Genomic DNA, 22,178 nt, shown 5'->3' with positions numbered 1-22,178 from the left:
CCTTCGCCTCCAACGAACGCCAGGGAAAACAGCCCGGCGCATGCCGGCGCGCCGGGCAAAGCGACGCACGCAACGCTGTCGCGGATCGTCCTCGCATCGAACAATCCGGGCAAACTGCGCGAGTTCGCCGCGCTGTTCGCGCCGCTCGACATCGAACTGGTGCCGCAAGGCGAACTCGGCGTGACCGAAGCCGACGAGCCGCACGTGACGTTCATCGAAAACGCGCTGGAAAAGGCGCGTCATGCGGCGCGCGCGACGGGCCTGCCGGCCGTCGCCGACGATTCCGGCCTGTGCGTGCCCGCGCTCGGCGGCGCGCCTGGCGTCTACTCGGCGCGCTACGCGCAGCGCGCGGGCCGCGACAAGAGCGACGCGGCAAACAACGCGTACCTCGTCGAGCAACTGCGCGGCGTGGCCGACCGGCGCGCGTATTACTGCTGCGTGCTCGCGCTCGTGCGCCATGCCGACGATCCCGAGCCGATCGTCGCCGAAGGGCGCTGGACGGGCGAAATCGTCGACACGCCGCGCGGCGCGCACGGCTTTGGCTACGATCCGCACTTCTTCGTGCCGGCGCTCAACGCGACGGCGGCCGAACTCGAACCCGCCGCGAAAAACGCGATCAGCCATCGCGCGCTCGCGCTGCAAGCGCTCGCCGGCAGACTCGAACAAGCGATGCGCGAGGCGGCGCAATGAGCGAGGCTGCCGCCAACGGCGCGCGCATCGTCGCGACGTTCGCCGCGCCCGGCAAGGTTCGGCTCGCGTCGCTGCCCCCGCTTGCGCTGTACGTGCATTTCCCGTGGTGCGTGCGTAAGTGTCCGTACTGCGACTTCAATTCGCACGAATGGAAAGACGGCGGCGCATTGCCCGAGCAAGATTATCTCGACGCGTTGCGCGCCGATCTCGAAGCGGCGCTGCCGCTCGTCTGGGGCCGCCACGTGCACACGGTATTCATCGGCGGCGGAACGCCCAGCCTGCTTTCCGCGGCGGGACTGGACCGGCTGTTGTCCGACGTGCGCGCGCTGCTGCCGCTCGACGCCGACGCGGAAATCACGCTCGAGGCCAACCCCGGCACGTTCGAGGCCGCGAAGTTCGCGCAATTCCGCGCAAGCGGCGTGAACCGCCTGTCGATCGGAATTCAAAGCTTCAACGAAGCGCATCTGAAGGCGCTCGGTCGCATCCACGACGCCGCGCAGGCGCGCGCGGCAGTCGAGATCGCCGCGAAGACGTTCGACAACTTCAATCTCGACCTGATGTTCGCGTTGCCGAACCAGACGCTCGACGAGTGCCGCGCGGATCTCGAAACGGCGCTGTCGTTCACGCCGCCGCATCTGTCGCTGTACCACCTGACGCTCGAGCCGAACACGTACTTCGCAAAATTTCCGCCCGCGGTGCCGGACGACGACGCCTCCGCCGACATGCAGGACTGGCTGCACGAGCGCACGACGCAGGCGGGCTATGGGCGCTACGAGGTCTCCGCCTATGCGAAGCCTCACCGGCAATGCAAGCACAACCTCAACTACTGGCGTTTCGGCGACTATCTCGGGATCGGCGCGGGCGCGCACACGAAGCTGTCGTTTCCGAACCGGATCCTGCGCCAGGCGCGCTACAAGCACCCGGCGACGTTCATCGAACGCGCGAAGGCCGGCGCCAGCGTGCAGGAAGAGCGCGAGGTCGGCCCACGCGAGCTGCCGTTCGAATTCATGCTGAATGCGCTGCGGCTCGTCGAAGGCGTGCCGATCACCAGCTTCACCGAGCGCACCGGCATGTCGGTCACGGCAATCGAGCCCGCGCTCGCCGAGGCCGAACGGCGCGGCCTCCTCGCGCGCGACCATCTGCGCATCGCCCCCACGCCGCTTGGCCAGCGCTTTCTCAACGATTTGCAGGCGCTGTTTCTGCGCGACGAATAAGCGCGGCAATACGCATTGCGTGCGGCGCACGCGAAAACGCCGTTGCTTCACGTTCGCCGCACGCGCTGTTTCGGTTACAATGCACGCCCGTGGAAGCGTGGCCGAGTGGTTTAAGGCACTGGTCTTGAAAACCAGCGACGGGCAACCGTCCGTGAGTTCGAATCTCACCGCTTCCGCCAGAACGATCCCGCCCGCGCTGTCTCGGCCTGGCGGGATTTTTCGTTTCGGCACGGATATTTCGCGCGCCCGAGCCACGCGCCCGGCCGAACGCCGGGCCGCCGGAACTATGTCGCCGCTCGCTTGTCCCGATGCATGCGCGCCTGCGTGCGCCTATCATGAAATCGACGGTCTTTCGCTCATCGAGGAGGCGATCATGACGCCACACTCCCCCCGCCTCTTCGCCGCCTGGCGACATGCCGCCGCGGCAGCCTGCGCGGCCGCGCTCACCGCCTGCACCATCACGCCTCCGAACGCCGGCGCGCCCGCGCCGGGCGTGCCCATGGCAGGCACGGCGGAGTACCGCATGAGCATCGCGCGGCGCATCGCCGAGCGCAATCCGGAACACGTGCTGCACGGCACGCCGCAAGCGATGCTGCGCTCGCTCGTCGTCGTTTCGTTCACCGTCGATCGCAACGGGCGGCTCGTCAACTCGTCGGTTTATCGCAGCAACGGCGACGACGAAGCCGAGGGCATCGCGCTCGCGTCGCTGCGCCATGCCGCGCCGCTGCCACCGCCACCCGTGAGAATCCTCGACGCCCATGGCGAAGTCGAACTGATGGAAAGCTGGCTCTTCAACGACGACGGCGAATTCCAGTTGCGCACGATCGCGTCGCCGCAAGCGCAGACGCTCAACTGAACGCGAAACGCGTAAGGCCGCGGCGGCGATATGACGTGCATGAGATACGCGGGCGGCGTGCCTGGACACCCGCCGCGATTTTTTGCGTGAGGCCGAACTTGCGGCGCGCAACGCCTGGGCACGGTGACGTTGATGAGCACGCGCGAGGCTGCCAAGCGGCACCCGCGCCCCGAAGCGATCCGCCAAACGGCCCCGACAAGCTCGCTATAATTGCCCGCACCGCGCTTTAGCCGCCAGGCCGCGCGCAAGCGGCAGGCCCGATCGGCCCGCCGCGCGATGCGCATCGAAGCGCCGCGAGCGAATCGCTCGCGCGGCGCTTCGCTCGGACCGCCGCGCCGTACCGCACGCGATGCGGCCCCCTCGATTCCGGGATCTGAGCCGCCACCCGGCTGCCGGCTTGCAAGCGATTCGCCGCCGCCCGTCACGCACCATAAACGATACGTAAAAACCATCCAAGGAGACATCGATGTCGCAAATCCGCTCGTCAACGGCTCAGGCACCGGCCCCCGGCCGAGCCGAGCCCGCCGCTGCCGCCGCGCCACGCATGGCCGATAGACGCGAGCAGCGGCGCATCGTGTTCGCGAGCTTCATCGGCACGGCGATCGAGTTTTACGATTTCTATGTGTACGCGACCGCCGCCGCGCTTGTGATCGGCCCCGTGTTCTTTCCGCACGGCTCGTCGACCGCGCAGGCGCTATCCGCCTTCGTCACGTTCGGCATCGCCTTCGTCGCGCGGCCGATCGGCTCGTTCCTGTTCGGCCATTTCGGCGACCGGATCGGCCGCAAATCGACGCTCGTCGCGTCGCTGCTGGTGATGGGCATCTCAACGACCGCGATCGGCCTCGTGCCCGGCTACGACACGATTGGCACGCTTGCGCCCGTGCTGTTGTGCGTGCTGCGCTTCGGCCAAGGCATCGGCCTCGGCGGCGAATGGGGCGGCGCCGCGCTGCTGGCGACCGAGTACGCGCCGCCGGGCAAACGCGGCTGGTTCGGCATGTTTCCGCAGTTGGGCCCGTCGATCGGTTTTCTCGCGTCGAACGGCCTGTTTTTCGCGCTCGCGCTGTCGCTATCGGACGCGCAATTCCGCGCGTGGGGCTGGCGCATTCCGTTTCTCGTCAGCGCGGTGCTCGTCGCGCTTGGCCTGTACGTGCGCCTGAAGATCGCGGAGACCCCCGCTTTCCAGGCGACGCTCGATCGCCACGAGCGCGTGCGCGTGCCGATCGCATCGCTCGTCGCGCACCACTGGCGGCCGACGCTGCTCGGCGCGCTCGCGATGATCGTCTGCTACACGCTGTTCTATATCTCGACGGTGTTCTCGCTATCGTATGGCGTGAGCACGCTGCACATGCCGCGCGAGCGCTTCCTCGGCCTGCTGTGCTTCGCGGTGCTGTTCATGGCGCTCGCGACGCCGCTGGCCGCCGCCGCTGCCGACCGCTTCGGCCGCAGGCCGGTGCTGATCGCCGGGTCGGCCGCCGCGCTGCTGTCCGGTTTCGCGATGGCGCCGCTGCTCGGCAGCGGCTCGACGCCGCTCGTCGCGCTGTTCCTGACGATCGAGCTGTTCCTGATGGGCGTGACGTTCGCACCGATGGGCACGCTTTTGCCGGAACTCTTTCCGACGCCGGTCCGCTATACCGGCGCGGGCGTCGCCTACAACCTCGGCGGCATTCTCGGTGCATCGATCGCGCCGTATATCGCGCAACTGCTCGCGGCGCGCGGCGGGCTGGCGTGGGTCGGCGCCTATGTGTCGATCGCGGCGGCGCTCAGTTTGGTCGGCGTATTGCTGATGCGCGAGACCCGCGATACGTCGCTTGCCTGAGCGCAATGGGCGCGCGGCGCGCGCATGACGCAACGGATTCGCGTGGCGCGGAATCAGCCGTATCGTTCGCCGGCCGACCGCTTCACGTCAGCCGCGTTGTCACGCCCGTATCGGTCCGCGTTTGCGCCGCGCACCGGCGCGCCTGTACTCGATCAGGCGCCCGCCGGCCCTGCCGCAACCGGCGGGCGGCCGTTGTGTTCCGGCCGTAACGGGATTGTCGCGATGCATTTCATCCATCTGCGAAATTCCGATCTCGTACTGATCGTCGCGTTGGCCCTCGGCCGCGCGCTGCTGCTGGCGGCGCGCTTTAAACCCCGAACCTGGCTCGGCGTCGCAGGCCAAGCGCTCGCGGCCAATCTCATGGCGATCGCGGCTGTCATCGCGCTCGAACTGTTGCTTGCATAGCTCGGCAACGCTCGCGCTTTGCGCGGCGCAAGCGCACCGACCGTTCCGCCGCGAAGCGTGCAGCCCGCGACACGCGATTAGCCGTGGCGGCTGGTCTCAGCTCATATTTCAACTTGATTACGCCCCCCTCTCACGCAAAATCCTGCGTGCGACGCTCTCTATAATTGCAATTTTGTCAGCGCCGCCGCCCATGCCACGCCACCGCCTCTTCCCGTCCCTCGCGCGCCGCACCCAACGTATCTGGCGCCAATATGGCGTGTTCTGGCTCGGCGCAATCGCCGTGGGCCTGACCGCCGTGCTCTATGCGCGGCTTATCGATCGGGGCTACGACGCGTTCCGCGCTCTCCAGCATCGCTACGTATGGCTGCCTTTCGTGCTCACCCCCGCGATTGCGGCGCTATCGGTCTGGCTCACGCGCCGCTTCTTTCGCGGCGCGGAAGGCAGCGGCATTCCCCAGGTGATTGCGACGCTGCACGCGCAGCCGGGCGCGTTCGGCTCCCGGCTGCTGACGCTGCGCATTCTGTTCGGCAAGGTTCTGGTGTCGTTGCTCGGCATCCTCGGCGGCTTCACCATCGGCCGCGAGGGGCCGACCGTGCAAATCGGCGCGTCGCTGATGTTCAATCTGCGCCGCTTCTACCCACGCTCGAATGCGCTGATCGAGCGGCAGCTCGTGCTCGCGGGCGCGGCGGCCGGCCTGTCGGCCGCGTTCAATACGCCGCTTGCCGGTATCGTGTTCGCGATCGAGGAGTTGAGCCGCAGCTTCTCCGCGCGCGCAAGCGGCGTGCTGATCACGGCCATCATCATCGCCGGCGTGATCGCGCTCGGCTTGAACGGCAATTACACGTATTTCGGCACAATCGAAATCGGCGCGCATTTCCCCAAAGCGCTCGCCGCCGCCGTGCTGCTGACGGCGCTCGTCACCGGCATCGCGGGCGGCCTGTTCGGCTGGCTGCTGCTAAATACCGCCCGATGGCTGCCGGCAAGGCTGCTGTCGCTATATCGTGAGCGTCCGATCGTATTCGCGGCCGGGTGCGGTTTGGCGATCGCATTCGCCGGCCTCGTCTCGGGCGGCACGACGTTCGGCAGCGGCTACGCGGAGGCGCGTGGCCTGCTCGACGGCCATGAGCAATTGCCTGCGCTGTATCCGTTCCTGAAGATGATCTCGATGGTCGCGTCGTACCTGCCGGGCATCCCCGGCGGGATTTTCGCGCCGTCGCTGTCGATCGGCGCCGGATTCGGCAACCTGCTGCATTTCGTGTTCAGCGACATGCACCTGCCGATGCTGATCGCGCTTGCGATGGTTGGCTACCTCGCTGCCGTCACGCAATCGCCTATCACGTCGTTCGTGATCGTGATGGAGATGATCAACGGTCACGCGCTGGTGATTTCATTGATGGCGACCGCGTTGATTGCCAGCCGCGTATCGCGCTTTTTCGTGCCACCGCTCTATGAAGCGCTCGCCGAGCGCTATCTGAAGCCGCCTCAGCCGGCGCACGCCGCGGCGGCCCGCGACGCCGCGCCTGCCGGCATGACGGCGGTCAGGATGCCGGTGGATGCCGCCTCGGCGCCCGCCGATCCGCTCGATACGTTGCGCGACGAAACCGACGCGGATACGCGAACCGAAGCCGAAGCCGGCTGTCATGCTGACGCTGACGCTGACGCTGACGCTGACGCTGACGCTGACGCTGACGCTGACGCTGACGCTGACGCTGACGCTGACGCCCGCCGCCATGCCGACGGTAACGCAAGCACCGCCCCCCAAACCGACGCCGCCGCCTGCGCCGTCGATACGAACACGCCGCGCGCCGCAACCGCGCCAACCGCGAGCGCCCCGCCGCCAGCCCGCGACGGCACGCTGGCCTCGGCCGAACCGCCGCAACGACCCCGTCAATAGATCACGACGGGCGCGGGCCGGTAATACACCGGCCGCGCGGGCACCACGACGCAGCCGGCCAACGTCAACGCGACAAGCGCGAGCCCCAACAACGTCCGTTTCATCGCACGCTCCCGCTCATGCCCAATGACCGCCAACCCAGACCCAGTTCGGCCCGCGCGGCACCCAGCGCCCCGGCACCCAATGCATGCCGACGCGCTCGGCCTGCCAATGCCCTGCTATCCACACGTAGCGGCCATGATCCCAATGCCAGTGGCCTCGATCCCATACATAGCCGACGCGCGGCGCCGGCGTGATCTCATAGCGCACGGGCGGCGGCGCGCTCGGCGCGATCACGACCACTTCAGGGGACGCCGGCTCGACAATCGCGCCGGGCGCGACCTGCGCGACAACGATTTCCCCGGCGCTCGCGGCAAGCGGCGCGAGCGCGCAAACGGCCGCACCGGCGACGGCAAGCGGCCACGCAACACGACGAATAGAGAACGACATCACAGCCTCCGAGAGTGAATGAGCGCGCGATGCGCGCGCATTCATTCAATGCTCGGAAGAGCTGAAAAGCAGACCGGGGCTGTATTACAGAGCACTCGAGAGTGCAACCGGAAGTAAGGCACGCGCGGCGCCGTGGCACCGCGCGCTTGGCGGACAACGAAGAGCGGCAGCGCGGCCTCAGGCCTGGGGAATCTCGATCTTCACCTCGAGCACTTCCAGGTCGTCCTGGCGCTCGAGGCTCACGCGGATGTCATCGTTCGAAATCTTCACATATTTCGAAATGACGGCGACGAGCTCCTTTTGCAGCGCCGGCAGGTAATCGGCAGGCGGACGGCCGCCCACCCGCTCGTGCGCGATGATGAGCTGCAGCCGCTCTTTCGCGACGGCCGCGGACTTCTTCTTCTCGCCGAGCAGAAACGACAGTATCGACATGGCGCGCCTCCGTTACTTGTTGCCAAAGAGGCGCTGCAGCAGGCCCGGCTTTTGGTAGTCGATGAAGCGCAGCGGCTTGTCCTCGCCGAGAAAGCGCGCGACGATGTCCTTGTACGCTTCGGCGACGTCGGTGCCATCCAGATGCACCGCGGGCAGTCCCTGGTTCGACGCGTGCAGCACCGCCTCGGATTCCGGCACGACGCCGATCAGCTTGATGCGCAGGATCTCGCTGATGTCGTCGAGCGACAGCATCTCGCCCTCGCTCACGCGCTTCGGGTTGTAGCGGGTGATGAGCAGGTGCTCCTTGATCGGTTCCTTGCCTTCCGTCGCGCGTTTCGTCTTCGACGACAAAATGCCGAGAATGCGATCGGAATCGCGTACCGACGACACTTCCGGATTGGTCACGATCAGTGCCTCGTCTGCGAAATACATCGCATGCAGCGCGCCCGCCTCGATGCCTGCCGGCGAATCGCAGACGATGTACTCGAAATCCATCGCCACCAGATCGTTGATGACCTTCTCGACGCCCTCACGCGTGAGCGCGTCCTTGTCGCGCGTCTGCGACGCGGGCAGGATGTACAGGTTCTCGCACTTCTTGTCCTTGATGAGCGCCTGATTCAGGTTCGCTTCGCCTTGGATCACGTTGACGAGGTCATACACGACGCGGCGCTCGCAGCCCATGATGAGATCGAGATTGCGCAGGCCGACGTCGAAGTCGATCACGGCCGTCTTGTGGCCGCGCAGCGCGAGGCCGGAGGCAAAGCTTGCGCTCGTCGTCGTTTTGCCCACGCCGCCCTTGCCCGATGTCACCACGATGATTTTTGCCATTTACCTACCCTGTGTTCGTCAATGAGAACCGACCGATCCGTTTGCCGCGCCCGCGCATCACGTCAGGCGCAGCGGCTCGATCATCAGTTTTTCCTGTTCGAGCCGGATCTGCACCGATTTGCCGAGCACGTCGGCAGGCAGCGGATTCTCCGTCGTCCGATAGATACCCGCGATCGAAATCAGTTCCGGTTCGAGACACGTGCAAAAGATGCGCGCGTCGTGATTGCCATGCACGCCCGCGAGAGCGCGGCCGCGCAGCGGCGCGTAGATGTGGATGTTGCCTTGCGCGATGACTTCGGCGCCGTGACTGACCGGGCCGAGCACCACGAGGTCTCCCTTCGCGTATATCTGTTGTCCTGAACGCAGCGGACGGTCGATCACGAGCGTCGCCGCGTATGGCGTGACGGCGGATGCCGCGGATACCGCATCCGCCCCCGGCATGTCCGCGCCGGCGGGCAAGCCCGCTTCGGCCGCGCGCGCGGCCTCCCCCGCCGCTTGCATCCCGTTCGACTGGGCCGGCTCGCCCAGCGTGCCTGCCGCAGCCTCGCTGAGCGCGTCCGCGCCGGTCTTGTGCGCCGCGCCGCGCCGGTCGCGCGCCTCGAGCAGCGGCAAGCCGGCGTCGGCAGCCCATGCGTGCTGCGCATGCTGCGCAACCACGCCGACCGCGCGCATCCTCACGTCGTTCAGCATCTGGCGGATCGCGTCGAGCGGCACGCGTTCGCCGTCCGCAAGCCGGCGCACGTCGATCGCAACGACGTCATCCGCAAAAAATTCGGGAGTCGCTTCGAAACGTTTGACCAACTCGGCGCGCAGCGCATCGAGATCGGTGGTTTTCACGATGAACAGCAACGTGTCGACCGAACCGCTGCGCAGTTCGAAGAATGGCGATTTTTTTAGCGACATGGACGTTCTGCAAAAAAATTTTGCGTATTTTACAGGGGTCCACGCAGACGGCCATATTTTCGGGCGCACGCGGCCCGGCGCCGCCGATGGCGCCCCGCCGGGATACGGCGCCGCAAGGCTCGGGAATCGCGCGCACGAGAGGTACTTTCTTACACGCGCCGGCGGCAGACAAACAGCGATTTCAGCGCGCCAGGCACGCGCGCGATCGGCGCGCGCTCGCCGGTATCGGCAAAACCGACATGCTCATAGAAGCGGATTGCAACACGGTTCTGATCGGCAATCCATGCATAGACCTCGACGGCGCCGCGCTCGGCGAGCCAATTGCGTGCCGTATCGACGAGCAGCACGCCGCCGCGCAGGTGACGCACCGCGTGCGCGACCCACAACTCGCTCACGAACGCGCGACGCTCTGCGATCGCTGTCGCAGCGGCCGCATCGACTCTCAACTCGGCTTCGGGCGTCTCACCGCTCGCAAAGGGCTCGCGCAGCGAAGCCGCACGCAGTTCGCGATACACACCGCCCTGATCCGCGGCAATACGACGAACAGTCAAAATCGAACTCATGCAGATACAGCCCCCTTCGGACAGCAAGCCGTTAGCTTCAACCGAAAGCAGGGCATGAGTCAAATCGTAATTTTCGAACACCTGTATAAATTTCGGGGGACATAGGATGTGTCGAGGTCGGATGTTGCGACGCAACGTATCCGTGCGAGCGATGCCCCTCGAGTGCAGCGAGTCCCAGGCTTCGCCGCTTGGTTGGCGGGCTCTCCGGCATCCGGGCGACGACACTCCGGTAGACGTCCGAGCAGCCAAGCCCGAACGGAACCAACCGTTGCGCGTAAAAGCGGTTCGCCGCGCAACTACGAGTTGACTTATGCCGCGATGTCGATCGACCGATTAATTCATTTCACCTGGTTTCGCATTAGAAAACATTCAAAATCAGCCCTGCAACGTCCGGCCCGATCAAATTTCACATCAAATAGCGACATACCCACCCAACCCGACCAAAACTAAAGCAACCAATCAAAACATTGCCACAATACACCGCAATCCACCTAAAATACCCGCATATAAATATCATTATAATGACAGTCATTATCATGAAAAATAAACGTCAACCATTGACAACCTGATTGACAATAGCGCGGACAATTGCGTACAGTGGCACGAGAAACGAATTGCAACACGAGCTTTCGCAAAGACCCTGTCATTCAGAAATTTGATGCGGCTTGCATGAGTTTGAATCGGGCGATACCAATATTCTTGTCATGCTCGATCCGTTCGTATCCGGCAGCGCTCATGCCATGCCCGATCGGAGTCGAGCCTCCTGGAATCAAACCACTTACCTCTGGCAGACAATAAATTTCATATTAATTTTTAAAACGGCACACTTCAGCGCACACCATTCTCCATCACATATGATAATTAAGTGAAAATAAGGATATCAATCAGACATGTATCACGGCACCATTGAATCCAAACATTTTCCCTCACGGCACGATACTTTTCAATCAATCGGCCAATACGCCGAAAAATGCACCAAGTACTCACGGCATTCGTTCAAGCCGATCAAGGAGCACGCAAAACACGTCGAAATTCATAACCACTCCCAATCGGCGCCCACTACGCATCGGCATCGCCCTTATTGATTCATCGTCGCACAGAAATCAAGCATCGATCGGAATCAAAATTTCCGTTAAAGTGTTATTGTTTTGGTTTATTATGGCAAAGATTGCATATTTAGATTTCGACTCACATGACATAAAAAAAATTCAGTCGACATTGCTCGCCCACGGATACAACTGCCTTCCCTTCGAAGACGGGGAAATGTTAATATCAAAGCTAAAGAAAAATAAATTCGACCTGCTGCTACTCAACTGGGACGCCCCGTTTGTAACCGGCTACGACGTTCTGATGTGGGCAAAAAGCAATTTAAGCTCACACGTTCCGGTGATTTTTTTATTACACCAAAATCAGGAAAATTACGTCAGCAAAATATTGGCCGCTGGAGCCGATGACTATATTATTCAACCATTCGGCGAAACCGAACTCATTGCGAGAATCAACGTTCAGTTGAGTCGATCCCGGCAAAGGAGAAAATCAGCGGATCAATCGATAATGATCGGCGATTATCTGATTGATTTGGCCAATAGACTTTGCTACTATCGCGGCGCTCCCATTTTACTCACGCCGAAGGAATTCAAAGTCGCTGCATTATTCTTTCGGCATGCCGGCGAAATTCTCACTCGAGAGCATTTGATGGCAGTGATCTGGGGGTATGGTGGTAGCGTTGTTTCCCGATCTCTCGATACACACGTCGCCAAAATCCGCCTCAAGATGAAATTACGCCCGGAAAATGGAGTCCGGCTCGTTTCCGTGTACGGACACGGCTACCGAATGGATGTCATGGGAACGCAAAGCTGATATTTTCGAAGACATAGCATCTCTTGAAATATTTGCGCAACTTCAACATCACCATGACCAATCCATACGTTCGAACAGCATATAAATCAGTGATAACGAACGTCGCCGATACCGGAATAAATTCAATGCCGGCTTCGATCGAACAATCGACGTCTTTGAATCTCTCCATCTCGACTTTGGCCATCGAAAATGCACCACAAACGCCATTGCCGCGAGCGCGCATTCAGTTTAGCTGCAAGAAAAATTCTCAAATTTCAAGACGAAACTCTCGACCGCCAACAATCAATTCCAATAATTCACAAAGCGATGATCGCCACACTTAGAATGACAAAACTTTCGGAGTAATCAAAAATATCCGTTCCATTCGAGAATTTTCATTATCCCGGCTACGGAATAACGCACCCAGAAGCGGAATTTTAGACAATACCGGAACACCATATTCAGCAGTCGATTGCTTTTCCACCTTATAACCAGCAATCAGCAAACTTTCATTCTCCCCGACAAAAGCCTGCGTATTAATTTCACTTGTTTTGATAATTGGGATCTCCTTGACCGCCCCCTTGGTAATACTTCCTTCCTCAATATGCACATTGAGCTTGATTTTAGTCTCGCCGCCGCTTTCCACAACCATAGGCAAAACGCGCAGCGAAGTACCAACCGATACGTTATACAAGGCTCCACCCGTATAACCCGCCACGGGTATAAAGAATCGCGTCTTACTATCCATGACGGCTTCGACATTGTCCAACGTGGCCACCTTCGGCGTCGCATCTATCTTTGCCTTTGAGGTTTGCTGAAGCGCATTGATCCTCGCGAGCAGATAACGGCCTGCATTGCCCAATACCGCCGAGATCGAAGCCCCTACCGGAGTAGCATCCAGAAGAGTAATATTATCGGCCGCCGTTCGGCCAAAACTCGGGTTGAGATTTCCATCATAACCGTTTTGCTGCCGAGTGCCTGTTCCTGTTTGCACATCGACATGGCTATTATGCGCTCTCCAATCCACACCAATTTGCTTGAGCGCATCATCGTCTATTTCAATAATGTGTGCCTCTATTTCTACCAGTTTAGGCTGAACATCCAGCTTTTCGATTATCGAAGAATATTGCTCGATACGCTGAGGCGTATCGCGAATAAGTACCGAGTTGGTCATCGGATTCGCTTCGATTACCGGGAGCATCTTCTCGTTGGCGCTTTCGACTTCACGGCCGCCACTCACAATAATTTTCCCGTCGGCCGCATCGACATCCGGGCTGCCAGCGGCAGGAGATTTACCGCTGAATAAGTTTGCCAATGAGCCGTCCGGCGAATCCGGAAGCGTCGGTATCGGTGGTGGATACCCATTGCCACTGGAACTTCCATTTACGTCACTCAGTTGGCGCAGACGCCGTACATTCGATGTCACAACATTCGGAAGTGCCCCATCGCCGGAATTGTGCAACGTCGAACTGGATGCATAAAGTTGGGACAATATGTTTGCCACTCCGGGTATGACAACGGCTTCGCCGTCAATTTGAACTTTATGATCCGCCGCCCATGCATGATTCAACTTGAACACACGTACAACCGAACCGGCTTGATTCGCTATGCTCTGATCGAGTTGTCGAGCGACATCGTTCACAAGCTGCACATATTGCGCCGGCCCCGTAACGATTGCAGTCCGGGCATCTTCAGCATAAGTCACCGGAAACCTCGAGTTGGACAACTTCATCTTTTTCAAAGTCGCGGCCAACTGACGAGTGTTCGCATAGTTCATCTTGATAACTTGGCGAGTCATTTCGTTCGCGTTGCTGATCGATAATACCGCGCCGTCGTAAAACCAGACGAAGCCAAAGCTTGCAGCAAGCGTGTCGAAAAAACGTTGAGGCGACATATCGAATCGGCCAGTGACGGTCCCTTGTACGTTTGGAGCAATCTGCGCGGGAATTTTTTGACTGGCCGCGAAATCGCGCAGCACATCCTTCAAATCCTTGCCTTCAACAGAAATATGCACTGTCTTACTAGGCCACTGGATCGGCCTTGCATTCGATTCACAAATCACACCGGCGAGCAAGAATATTGCCACTGCGATGGCTCGCAACAATGCCATGAGATTTCCCCGAAAATTTTTGGTATATCTATTAAAATATTTAATGAACGGTCACGGTGCAAGCGTTTGAGAAGGAGCTTCATGAAATTGCTTTCGATAGCCATTCAATAGCGTCGTGCAATTGCGCACCCCCCAGCGCCTTGCCACCTCTAATACATTGCGCGTCGGCTCACTCAGCAATTCTTCCCGAATACGCTCCATTCTCATATCGCGAATCAACTCTGTCGGGGACAAGCCGAGATATTTTCGAAACGCCCATTGAAGAGCCCGTTCCGTCAGATTGATTTCCGCAGCAATCTCACAGATCGACAGATCACTTCGATTCAAATTATCAATTATGAAATGATATGCACGGCGATAGCGAACGGGCAGCCGGGCGTCGATATCGTCTGCGGGAGTTCTCAATTTCGTCGCCCGATTTGGCAGCGGAGCCAATCGAGAATTCTCGCGAAGGCACTGCATGGCAGTCAAAGTGTAGCGGCTGTACCACTGCCACGCCTTTTCTATATGGCCGCGGGCCTGTTCAGTCTTCGCGGTGCAGTACAAATAATCCAGCCTGGCATGGGCCGTCAGCTCTCTTTGCCCATCTCGATGCAACGGTTCAAGCACCGCTTCCGCAATCTGCGGAACGCTACCAATCAAGCCAGCCATCGCAATTTCAAGACGCACGGTTCTTTGATAATTTTGCATTCCTAATTTACATGCCCAACACAAATGAACATTTGCCGAACTCGCCGCGCTATACACGCCGCTCATCATTTCCCTTAGTTTCTGCACGTATTCGATCCGGGCGCGCAACACATTTGGCGATACGCTTGGTACTTTTCTTTGCATCCACTGGCCGTCCACTGAATCGAGCCCGGAGCGCCAGTAAGCATGGTCGCTCAGCGCATTTGCACAGTGCATTTCTATTTGAACGGTGATATCGAATCTCATCGCCTCTATCAAAGCCTTCCAGAGTTCATCCACCTCCGGACTTTCGTGAATTCGCTCTTCGAGCACGCCCAGCGCCTCAGCGACTTCATCGACGCGCCCCATAGCGTATAGTGCGCAGATCATGCCGAACCTGGCTTCCAACTCCTGCTCCAACCCTATGTCCTCAGTCCAAGCGATGATGCGCGCGAAACACGATAGCGCCGTACTTGGCCGATAACGATACAGCGCCTGCCATGCGGCATTGCGACAGGACGTGACTCGCAATTCTCGTTTTGACGAACGAATCATGTGTTGGGATCGTTGATAATTCTCTTCGGCCTCCACTTCCATACCGAGACAAACTTGTAAATCCGCAACCAGTTGCAGCACGCGCGACGCATGCGTACCATTCCCTCCCTCTTCGCTACAACGGTGTAATACTCTGCTGGCCGTAAGAATTTGGCCGTCGAGCAACATGTCGACAATGTGATCGGTTGGAATAGACCAGGACCGTATTGATTGAATATTAAGAAGTGGAAAATATAAGATAGAAAACATCGCTCATCACCTGTAACTACAACTCAAACATGCAGACTTCGAAGAGATCGACACTATACCTATTCAAAGTAGCCACAATTGCCAACCAGTTTGTGAAAGATTGTGAATATTTCGCGAGCAAACAGAATTTCGTACTGCTAGATTTTTTTCGCTCAACGATCAAATGTAATTTTCAATGATTGCTAGAGTTCAGGCGAAGTCGGCTTTTCCATTCCGCGCCGGCGCTTGATCGGCGTGTTTCACCAAGAGGTCTTTCGCCATGACGGCTGTACAAGAACCCGAATATATGGATTGCCCCGCGGGCGTCGTGGGCGGATTGGTCGAAACGATATCCACCGCGTTGCTCGACAACTTTCCCAAATTGTCTGCTGATGAAAGCGATATCGAGCTGGTACTCGACGCATTGCACGTGCTGCGTCCTCACGTCGCAGAAATCAACGCGCTGGATGGCGTTTTACAGATGACGCGCAGCAACTGGGATAGCGCGATTCACATACTTCGTGACGTTTGCAATGCGGCTCCTCAATTCGGTCAGGCCAGAGCCCTTCTCGCATATTGTCTGTCGATGAAAAACGATCCTGAATGGAAACGTTTTGCAGAAGAAGCATTGGAAATCTCTCCGAGCACCGACACCCGGTATCTCGTGCAAGCGCTCCAGGCAAGAGACGATTTGACGCGAGCAGTGGAAGCCGCACAGAACGGAGCGGAGTTTGTCGTACCAGACTCCGTCGCACGGCTCACTGCGCTCGCCAATACCGACGGCGTGACAAGAGAACAGCCCGATACGGCGCAGGCGCAAACGCAACTCGCGCCGGATGCGTCAATGTATTCATTCCGGCGAGCCTGAAGCCAGTGGAGTCACACAAATGAACGGATCCATAACAGATCAGCTGCTGCAAGCGGCAGTCGAAAATATAGGGAAAGATGTCCAAACGCCGATCGACACGCCCGCTGCACACCTTGTCGAGCGCTTTCGGACGCTGATGCACCAAGCTCCGATGGTTGCGCCAGAACCGACCGAATCCAACGGAACCATTGTGCTGAAATTGGCAAAGCTGCACGATGGTCAACTTCAACAAGCTGTTAATCATATTAACCAATTATCGCATTCCATTCCTTATCTCACGACGAAAGAGGTCATAGCAAATTCGGCCTACATGATGAAAGAAATCGCCACCGTGCAAGCCAACATGTCGGTAAAGATCGCGGTAGTGCACTCTTCGAAATCGGCGCTCGACACGCTGATGCGCAACCAGTAATAAAACAAATTTATAGTTTCGCTTCCGCGAGCAGATTGTAACCATGCGAAATGCATTTTTTAAATATAGTAATCGCATTTTGCCAATTATTATATTTTCAACACTTATTTTTATATCTGGGTGCAAGAAAGAGCTATATACGGGCCTTTCGGAGCAAGACGCCAACGAAATTCTGGCTGTCCTGCTCGAATCGAAAATCGAGTCATCGAAATACCCGTCCTCGGACGGCAAGACCTGGTCGCTGGACGTCGAGGATTCCAACTTGGTGCGTGCGGTGCAGGTACTGCGCGAACATGGCTTGCCACGCAACAAATTCAATAACCTCGGTGATCTATTCCGTAAGGATGGCTTGATATCCACACCAACCGAGGAACGGATCAGATTTATTTACGGCACGTCTCAGGAGCTGTCGGATACCTTGTCGAAAATCGACGGCGTACTTGTCGCCCGCGTGCAGATCGTCTTGCCGAATAACGATCCGCTTGCGCAATCCATCAAGCCATCGTCGGCGGCGGTGTTCATCAAATATCGCCCTGGAGCCGATGTCCGCGCGTGGATCCCACAGATCAAAACACTCGTCATGCACAGCGTCGAAGGGCTGACATACGACCAGGTGAGCGTCATTGCGATGCCTGCGGATCTTGTCGACACCTCAACCAATGCTGTATCCGCTCCGGCAGCCGATCACAATGTCTGGCTACATCGCACCTTGATCGCGATATTGGTCATCGGTTTGATCGTCGCGCTCGTCGTCATCCAACGAAGCTTGACAGCCAACTTAAGACAAACGGCCGGTAGTGATGCACGAATGCCGTTCAGCATGCCCGGCCGTAGCCAAGAACCAGCCTCGGGCACTGTTTCCAAGAAATGGTGGAACGACGGATTCTCGTCGCTAGTCGAGCGCATCCGAAAAATACGATCACGCTAATTCGATGAGACCGGGCCGCACAGTGTGCCCGCCTCTTCCACTCATATGAAGACCCAACCGACCCGCCCGCCATCCAAACGCGCAGCCGCGCTGCGCGAAACGTATGAGGCCAATCTGTCGCACGCTGCGCTATGGGCACATCCCTCCTGGTACATGGCCATACTGGGCGTCGATGAATCGATCGTCGAACAATGGCGTCACACGCTCGCCCATACGAGCAAAGACGCACTTCATGTCTGTTCCCGCGCGCTCGCCGAAGCCGCACATGTCATCCATCCCGATCCCGATGCATATCAACGGCCCGCGCTCGAAACGTCGGCAAACTCGCCGGCTCGATTGAATCTCGCACTTCTGAGCATGTTGCCGACCGCCGTCGGGTTGCAGGTATTGTGCATGCGCGCGCTTCTTTTCCGTCGCATCGAACTACGCCGAACGATCGATAAACGCGTATGGGCCAGATTGTCGGAATGGGCAGGCGTCCATATCGAAACGCTCATCGCCGACGCGCCGCCGATGGACACACTCGAGACCGATCGCGGCCTCCATTTGCCGATCGATGCGTTGGATGCCCAAGCGCTCGCCAACGAAGGGTTCGTATTGTTCATGCGTGACGGTTGCCACGACGGTCTGTCATATCGCCATCTGCTGCAACTGGCGCTCAAGCACGGCGGCCATGACGGCGGCGCGCCGGCGTTCATGCCCGGAAAGACCGACGCGAACGGCAGCGCATGGCTGTATTCACAGTTGCCCAACTGGCTTGGAACATGGTCATGGTTATTTGGCTAAGACGCAATGGGTCGGCAACGGCTCAGATCGGCGCTGATGCAATCAATAACGACCTCGGCGTAACCGGTGACGTCATTGCGCGTGACACGTTTGGCAAACTGGTCGAACTCGAGCAGGCGTATGCCATACTCGCCGACCAGCGTGAAGCGCTTCTCGCAGACGCGCATGCGCAAGCGGCATCGATCGTCGCAGCGGCCGAGGACAAAGCCCAGCAATTACTCGATGCGGCCCGCAGGGATTGCGAAAGTGCGATAGCTCAAGGCTATGCCGACGGATATGACCAAGCACGCACCGAATGGATGGAGCAAGTCGCGGCATCTGCCGACATGCAAACCAAAATGCAGAAGCGCATGTGTGCGCGGCTGGCCGAAATCGTCACGTCAGCAGTCGAACAGATCGTGCATGTTCAAAATCACGATGCGCTATTCGAGCGTGCGTTATCCACGGTCGAACGGATGGTCGACGGCGCAACCTATCTGCATGTCGCCGTCAATCCTCAGGATTTCGAACAAGCACGAACGACATTCAATCGCCTCGCCTCGCGTTGGCGGGAGCTGGGTTATCCGATATCGCTATCGGTCAATATCGACAAACGGCTTGCGCCGGGTAGCTGCGTCTGCGACTCCGACTGCGGCACCGTCGACGCCAGTCTCGACACGCAGTTACGCGCCATGCGCAACGCGGTATCGCGCGCGCTGAAACGGGCGGTCGATCGCACTGCCTCCGCCACGATGGCAGACGAGACGTCCGATCCGGGCCTTCATGTCTGGCAATCTGCCGACGCGTTCATCTCCGCAACCGATATTTCCGGCAGCCAGATGATCGAGCAGCCGCATGCGGATGACGGAGCGTTCGCATGAAGCCCGCATGGTCCGTGGAGGAGTTCGATCTCGAGAGATTCGCGGCGGAAATCGAACAGGAACTCGGCGTTCAATCAACCGTCACCCGCACCGGCAAAGTCATCGAAGTAATCGGAACGTTACTCAAGGTCATCGGTGTGGATTTGTCATTAGGTGAACTATGCGAATTACGCGACCCAAAAGGCTCGGTGCTGCAACGTGCCGAAGTCGTCGGCTTCACGCGCGAATATGCGTTGCTCTCGCCATTCGCATCCCTGGAGCATATTTCACGTTCGACACAGGTCATCGGGCTTGGGCGCCCGCTGTCCGTAAAAGTGGGCGATGCGCTGCTCGGGCGCGTAATCGACAGCCTGGGTGAACCCGTCGACGAAGGACCACCGATCGAGGCCGCGACGCTGCGCCCGATCCTGACCTCACCGCCTCCGCCGATGAGCCGGCGCATGATCGAAATGCCGATGCCCACCGGCGTGCGCGCCGTGGACGCACTTCTGACGCTGGCCGAAGGACAACGGATGGGAATCTTTGCTCCTGCCGGAGTCGGGAAAAGCACGCTGCTCGGCATGTTTGCCAAAGGAACCGCCTGCGACGTCAACGTGATCGCGTTGATTGGCGAGCGTGGTCGGGAAGTGCGCGAGTTTGTCGAATTGATTCTCGGCCCGCAAGGCATGCAGCGTTCGGTCGTCGTCTGCGCAACGTCGGATCGCTCGCCGACCGAGCGAGCGAAGGCCGCATACGTGGCAACGTCGATCGCCGAGTATTTTCGTGATCGCGGCCAACGCGTGCTGCTGATGATGGATTCATTGACGCGATTTGCCCGCGCCGTTCGGGAAATTGGTCTTGCCGCCGGAGAACCTCCCGCACGGCGCGGCTTCCCGCCTTCGGTCTTCGCCGAATTGCCGCGGTTGCTGGAACGCACCGGCATGGGCGAAGTCGGATCGATCACCGCCCTCTATACCGTTCTGGCCGAGGACGAAACCGGAAACGATCCCATTGCGGAAGAAGTGCGCGGCATCCTCGACGGGCACATGATTCTTTCTCGCGAAATCGCCGCGAAGAATTTTTATCCGGCCATCGACGTGCTCAAGAGCCTGTCCCGCGTTATGCCTCAAGTCGTGCCACCGCACTATATGCAGGCATCGGGCCGCCTGCGCGAACTCATCGCCAAGTATCAGGATGTCGAAATGTTGCTGCAAATCGGTGAATACAAACCGGGCACCGATGCACTTGCAGATGAAGCCATCGAGAAACACGAAGCCATCCGCGCGTTCCTCTGTCAGGCCACGACACACTACGCACACGCATCCGATACGGAAAAGCTGCTCTTCGCACTCGCGGGCAACTGATGGCGCCGGCCCTCCTCATTCGGGCGCTGAAACGTTCGATCGAGCGCGGGCAACGATACGACGGGCAATTGCGCCAGCAGCTTGCAACGCAGCGCGATGAGTATGCAACGCGTGCCGCGCATTGCGACGCCCAGCGCGAACGCTTGGAGAGCGAACGGAACACGTTGGATAGATACATCCGCAAGATAGACGCGCTAACCAGCTGCGGCCAGGCGTTTCACCCTGAATTGTTCAATGATTACCATACCTATGTGAATATTCTGACGGAGCGCGTCGATATGCAGTGCGAAGAATTTCAGCGGCTGGAAGCGCTCCTGTCCGAGGCCGCCGAGACCATTACTCAAACGCTTCGCGAAATTGCACGAAACACTGGCCGCATCGATCGCTGCCGCGATCGTCTACAAACGATTGAACGGGCGCTCGAAATGGCGTCGAACGATGCGCTCGATGAGGAAGCCGAAGAGCTTTCCGTTGCCCGGTCACTCCGCAGAAAGGCACTCCGATGAACGATACGCTGACCATTTTCCCCTATGGCCCGCTACTGGTTCAGTACGCGACAGTTATCGGTCTTTGCTCGCTCCGGTTCGCGGTGCCGGCACTCATGTTCCCGCCTATTGCCAATGGTTTGAGCGGCTCCGTCCGCACTGGCGTCGTCATGTTGTTCGGATCATACGTCGCTTATGGGCAACCTTTGTCGCTGGGTCAAAAAATCCAAGGTATGTCGGCGCTTCTGATGACGGGCCGCGAAGTATTGATCGGACTTCTGATCGGATTCGCCGCGTCGAGTGTATTCTGGGCCGTGGAAAATGCCGGCATCTATATCGACAATCTAACAGGCTACAACAACGCACAAGTTAGCAATCCGTTGCGTCAGGAGCAGTCGACGCCGACCTCTACATTACTATCGCAAATCGCGACCGTCGCGTTCTGGTCGCTCGGCGGGATGACGTTTCTGCTCGGTGCGATATACGAATCGTATCGATGGTGGCCGATCGCGGCGATCAAACCGATTCCACTCAATATTCTCGAATCGTTCGTTTTGACACAAAGCGATTCGCTGCTGCAACTGACGGCCAAGCTGTCGTTACCAATCGTGTTCATTCTGCTGCTGGTGGACTTTGCCTTCGGTTTCATCGGAAAGTCGGCGGAAAAACTGGATCTGGGAACGTTCAGTCAGCCAATCAAGGGCGCTCTCACCGTACTGATTCTCGCCCTGTTCGCCGGGCTGGTGATCGACCAAACGCGCAGCCAACTGACGCTGCAGGCACTCGGCGCGCAACTCGAGCACTGGATCGGGCATTAGCCGCCAAACCAGCCGGCGTGCGGCTCTTGCGTTCATTTATCCGGTATCGGCCACAAGCTCCGCGAGCCGCCTGTGTCATACGGTTTCGCCTCGCCTATGAAGAATTCGCATCGGGCCGACGATATGATGTATCTATCACGTAACCTTGAGACAAGTTCAAATTAAGCATTATTGATTTCATGCGACT

General features: G+C 59.1%; 22 protein-coding genes and 1 tRNA gene. 16 read left to right on the top strand and 7 right to left on the bottom strand.

Annotation, left to right across the window (positions count from 1 at the left end; genetic code table 11):
* Window positions 1–75 precede the first annotated feature (75 nt).
* The 7 genes from rdgB (at window position 76) to BSIN_RS09665 (ending at window position 6,875) form a co-directional block, all read left to right on the top strand.
* A complete protein-coding gene (gene rdgB, locus BSIN_RS09695; RefSeq protein ID WP_069235169.1) occupies window positions 76–690 on the top strand; it encodes an RdgB/HAM1 family non-canonical purine NTP pyrophosphatase in 615 nt (204 codons plus the stop codon).
* Window positions 687–1,904, top strand: coding sequence for a radical SAM family heme chaperone HemW (gene hemW / locus BSIN_RS09690; protein WP_089340323.1), 1,218 nt, complete (start codon window positions 687–689; stop codon window positions 1,902–1,904). The genes rdgB and hemW overlap by 4 nt, the downstream gene beginning before the upstream one ends.
* Window positions 1,905–1,995: 91 nt before the next feature.
* A tRNA-Ser gene (locus BSIN_RS09685) sits at window positions 1,996–2,083 on the top strand.
* Between the two features lie 194 nt (window positions 2,084–2,277).
* Window positions 2,278–2,760, top strand: coding sequence for an energy transducer TonB family protein (locus BSIN_RS09680; protein WP_089340340.1), 483 nt, complete (start codon window positions 2,278–2,280; stop codon window positions 2,758–2,760).
* Window positions 2,761–3,304: 544 nt separating this feature from the next.
* Window positions 3,305–4,576 (top strand): MFS transporter, encoded by a 1,272-nt coding sequence (locus tag BSIN_RS09675; RefSeq protein WP_089340322.1) that lies wholly within the window; start codon window positions 3,305–3,307, stop codon window positions 4,574–4,576.
* Between the two features lie 222 nt (window positions 4,577–4,798).
* Window positions 4,799–4,981 carry a hypothetical protein gene (locus tag BSIN_RS09670; protein ID WP_089340339.1) on the top strand — a complete coding sequence of 61 codons (183 nt, stop codon included), beginning with the start codon at window positions 4,799–4,801 and terminating at the stop codon, window positions 4,979–4,981.
* A gap of 190 nt (window positions 4,982–5,171) precedes the next feature.
* The gene (locus tag BSIN_RS09665; RefSeq protein ID WP_089340321.1) at window positions 5,172–6,875 is read left to right on the top strand and encodes a chloride channel protein; all 1,704 of its coding nucleotides are present in this window, start codon (window positions 5,172–5,174) and stop codon (window positions 6,873–6,875) included.
* 117 nt (window positions 6,876–6,992) lie between these two features.
* On the opposite strand, the gene BSIN_RS09660 is transcribed toward BSIN_RS09665, so the two are convergent.
* The 5 genes from BSIN_RS09660 to BSIN_RS09640 all read right to left on the bottom strand — a co-directional run bounded on the left by BSIN_RS09660 (window position 6,993) and on the right by BSIN_RS09640 (window position 10,225).
* Window positions 6,993–7,409 carry a YXWGXW repeat-containing protein gene (locus BSIN_RS09660; protein WP_059519861.1) on the bottom strand — a complete coding sequence of 139 codons (417 nt, stop codon included), beginning with the start codon at window positions 7,407–7,409 and terminating at the stop codon, window positions 6,993–6,995.
* Between the two features lie 132 nt (window positions 7,410–7,541).
* Window positions 7,542–7,796, bottom strand: a complete 255-nt coding sequence (gene minE, locus BSIN_RS09655; RefSeq protein WP_004186076.1) for a cell division topological specificity factor MinE — start codon at window positions 7,794–7,796, stop codon at window positions 7,542–7,544.
* 12 nt (window positions 7,797–7,808) lie between these two features.
* Window positions 7,809–8,624, bottom strand: a complete 816-nt coding sequence (gene minD, locus BSIN_RS09650) for a septum site-determining protein MinD (protein WP_059519862.1) — start codon at window positions 8,622–8,624, stop codon at window positions 7,809–7,811.
* A gap of 57 nt (window positions 8,625–8,681) precedes the next feature.
* A complete protein-coding gene (gene minC / locus BSIN_RS09645; RefSeq protein ID WP_059519863.1) occupies window positions 8,682–9,527 on the bottom strand; it encodes a septum site-determining protein MinC in 846 nt (281 codons plus the stop codon).
* Between the two features lie 149 nt (window positions 9,528–9,676).
* Entirely contained in the window at window positions 9,677–10,225 is a 549-nt protein-coding gene (locus BSIN_RS09640; protein ID WP_256583713.1) for a GNAT family N-acetyltransferase, read from the bottom strand.
* 771 nt (window positions 10,226–10,996) lie between these two features.
* On the opposite strand from BSIN_RS09640, the gene BSIN_RS09635 reads away from it, so the two are divergent.
* Entirely contained in the window at window positions 10,997–11,950 is a 954-nt protein-coding gene (locus BSIN_RS09635) for a response regulator transcription factor (protein WP_143757393.1), read from the top strand.
* A gap of 319 nt (window positions 11,951–12,269) precedes the next feature.
* On the opposite strand, the gene sctC is transcribed toward BSIN_RS09635, so the two are convergent.
* Together sctC and BSIN_RS09620 are read right to left on the bottom strand one after the other, a co-directional pair.
* Window positions 12,270–14,039: a type III secretion system outer membrane ring subunit SctC gene (sctC, locus tag BSIN_RS09625; RefSeq protein ID WP_089340318.1), complete on the bottom strand. Its 1,770-nt coding sequence runs from the start codon at window positions 14,037–14,039 to the stop codon at window positions 12,270–12,272.
* A 51-nt stretch (window positions 14,040–14,090) separates the two neighbouring features.
* Entirely contained in the window at window positions 14,091–15,512 is a 1,422-nt protein-coding gene (locus tag BSIN_RS09620; RefSeq protein WP_089340317.1) for a helix-turn-helix domain-containing protein, read from the bottom strand.
* A gap of 259 nt (window positions 15,513–15,771) precedes the next feature.
* On the opposite strand from BSIN_RS09620, the gene BSIN_RS09615 reads away from it, so the two are divergent.
* Genes BSIN_RS09615 through sctT form a run of 8 tightly spaced genes read left to right on the top strand, consistent with a single transcriptional unit; the run spans window position 15,772 to window position 21,991 of the window.
* Window positions 15,772–16,359 (top strand): HrpB1 family type III secretion system apparatus protein, encoded by a 588-nt coding sequence (locus BSIN_RS09615; RefSeq protein ID WP_059519869.1) that lies wholly within the window; start codon window positions 15,772–15,774, stop codon window positions 16,357–16,359.
* A gap of 19 nt (window positions 16,360–16,378) precedes the next feature.
* Window positions 16,379–16,771 carry a hypothetical protein gene (locus tag BSIN_RS09610; RefSeq protein ID WP_089340316.1) on the top strand — a complete coding sequence of 131 codons (393 nt, stop codon included), beginning with the start codon at window positions 16,379–16,381 and terminating at the stop codon, window positions 16,769–16,771.
* A gap of 43 nt (window positions 16,772–16,814) precedes the next feature.
* Window positions 16,815–17,699 (top strand): type III secretion system inner membrane ring lipoprotein SctJ, encoded by an 885-nt coding sequence (gene sctJ / locus BSIN_RS09605; protein WP_083237252.1) that lies wholly within the window; start codon window positions 16,815–16,817, stop codon window positions 17,697–17,699.
* 45 nt (window positions 17,700–17,744) lie between these two features.
* Window positions 17,745–18,485, top strand: a complete 741-nt coding sequence (locus BSIN_RS09600) for a type III secretion protein HrpB4 (RefSeq protein WP_089340315.1) — start codon at window positions 17,745–17,747, stop codon at window positions 18,483–18,485.
* Window positions 18,470–19,345, top strand: coding sequence for a type III secretion system stator protein SctL (sctL, locus tag BSIN_RS09595; RefSeq protein WP_089340314.1), 876 nt, complete (start codon window positions 18,470–18,472; stop codon window positions 19,343–19,345). Before BSIN_RS09600 ends, sctL begins: the two co-directional genes overlap by 16 nt.
* Window positions 19,342–20,688: a type III secretion system ATPase SctN gene (gene sctN / locus BSIN_RS09590; RefSeq protein ID WP_089340313.1), complete on the top strand. Its 1,347-nt coding sequence runs from the start codon at window positions 19,342–19,344 to the stop codon at window positions 20,686–20,688. Before sctL ends, sctN begins: the two co-directional genes overlap by 4 nt.
* Window positions 20,688–21,194 carry a hypothetical protein gene (locus BSIN_RS09585; protein WP_089340312.1) on the top strand — a complete coding sequence of 169 codons (507 nt, stop codon included), beginning with the start codon at window positions 20,688–20,690 and terminating at the stop codon, window positions 21,192–21,194. The genes sctN and BSIN_RS09585 overlap by 1 nt, the downstream gene beginning before the upstream one ends.
* On the top strand, window positions 21,191–21,991 hold the full coding sequence (gene sctT / locus BSIN_RS09580) for a type III secretion system export apparatus subunit SctT (RefSeq protein WP_089340311.1): 801 nt from the start codon (window positions 21,191–21,193) through the stop codon (window positions 21,989–21,991). The genes BSIN_RS09585 and sctT overlap by 4 nt, the downstream gene beginning before the upstream one ends.
* Window positions 21,992–22,178: the final 187 nt, after the last annotated feature.

The organism is Burkholderia singularis (assembly GCF_900176645.1).
In the GTDB taxonomy this organism is placed as follows: domain Bacteria; phylum Pseudomonadota; class Gammaproteobacteria; order Burkholderiales; family Burkholderiaceae; genus Burkholderia; species Burkholderia singularis.
This window is presented reverse-complemented; position numbering and strand designations above follow the sequence as displayed.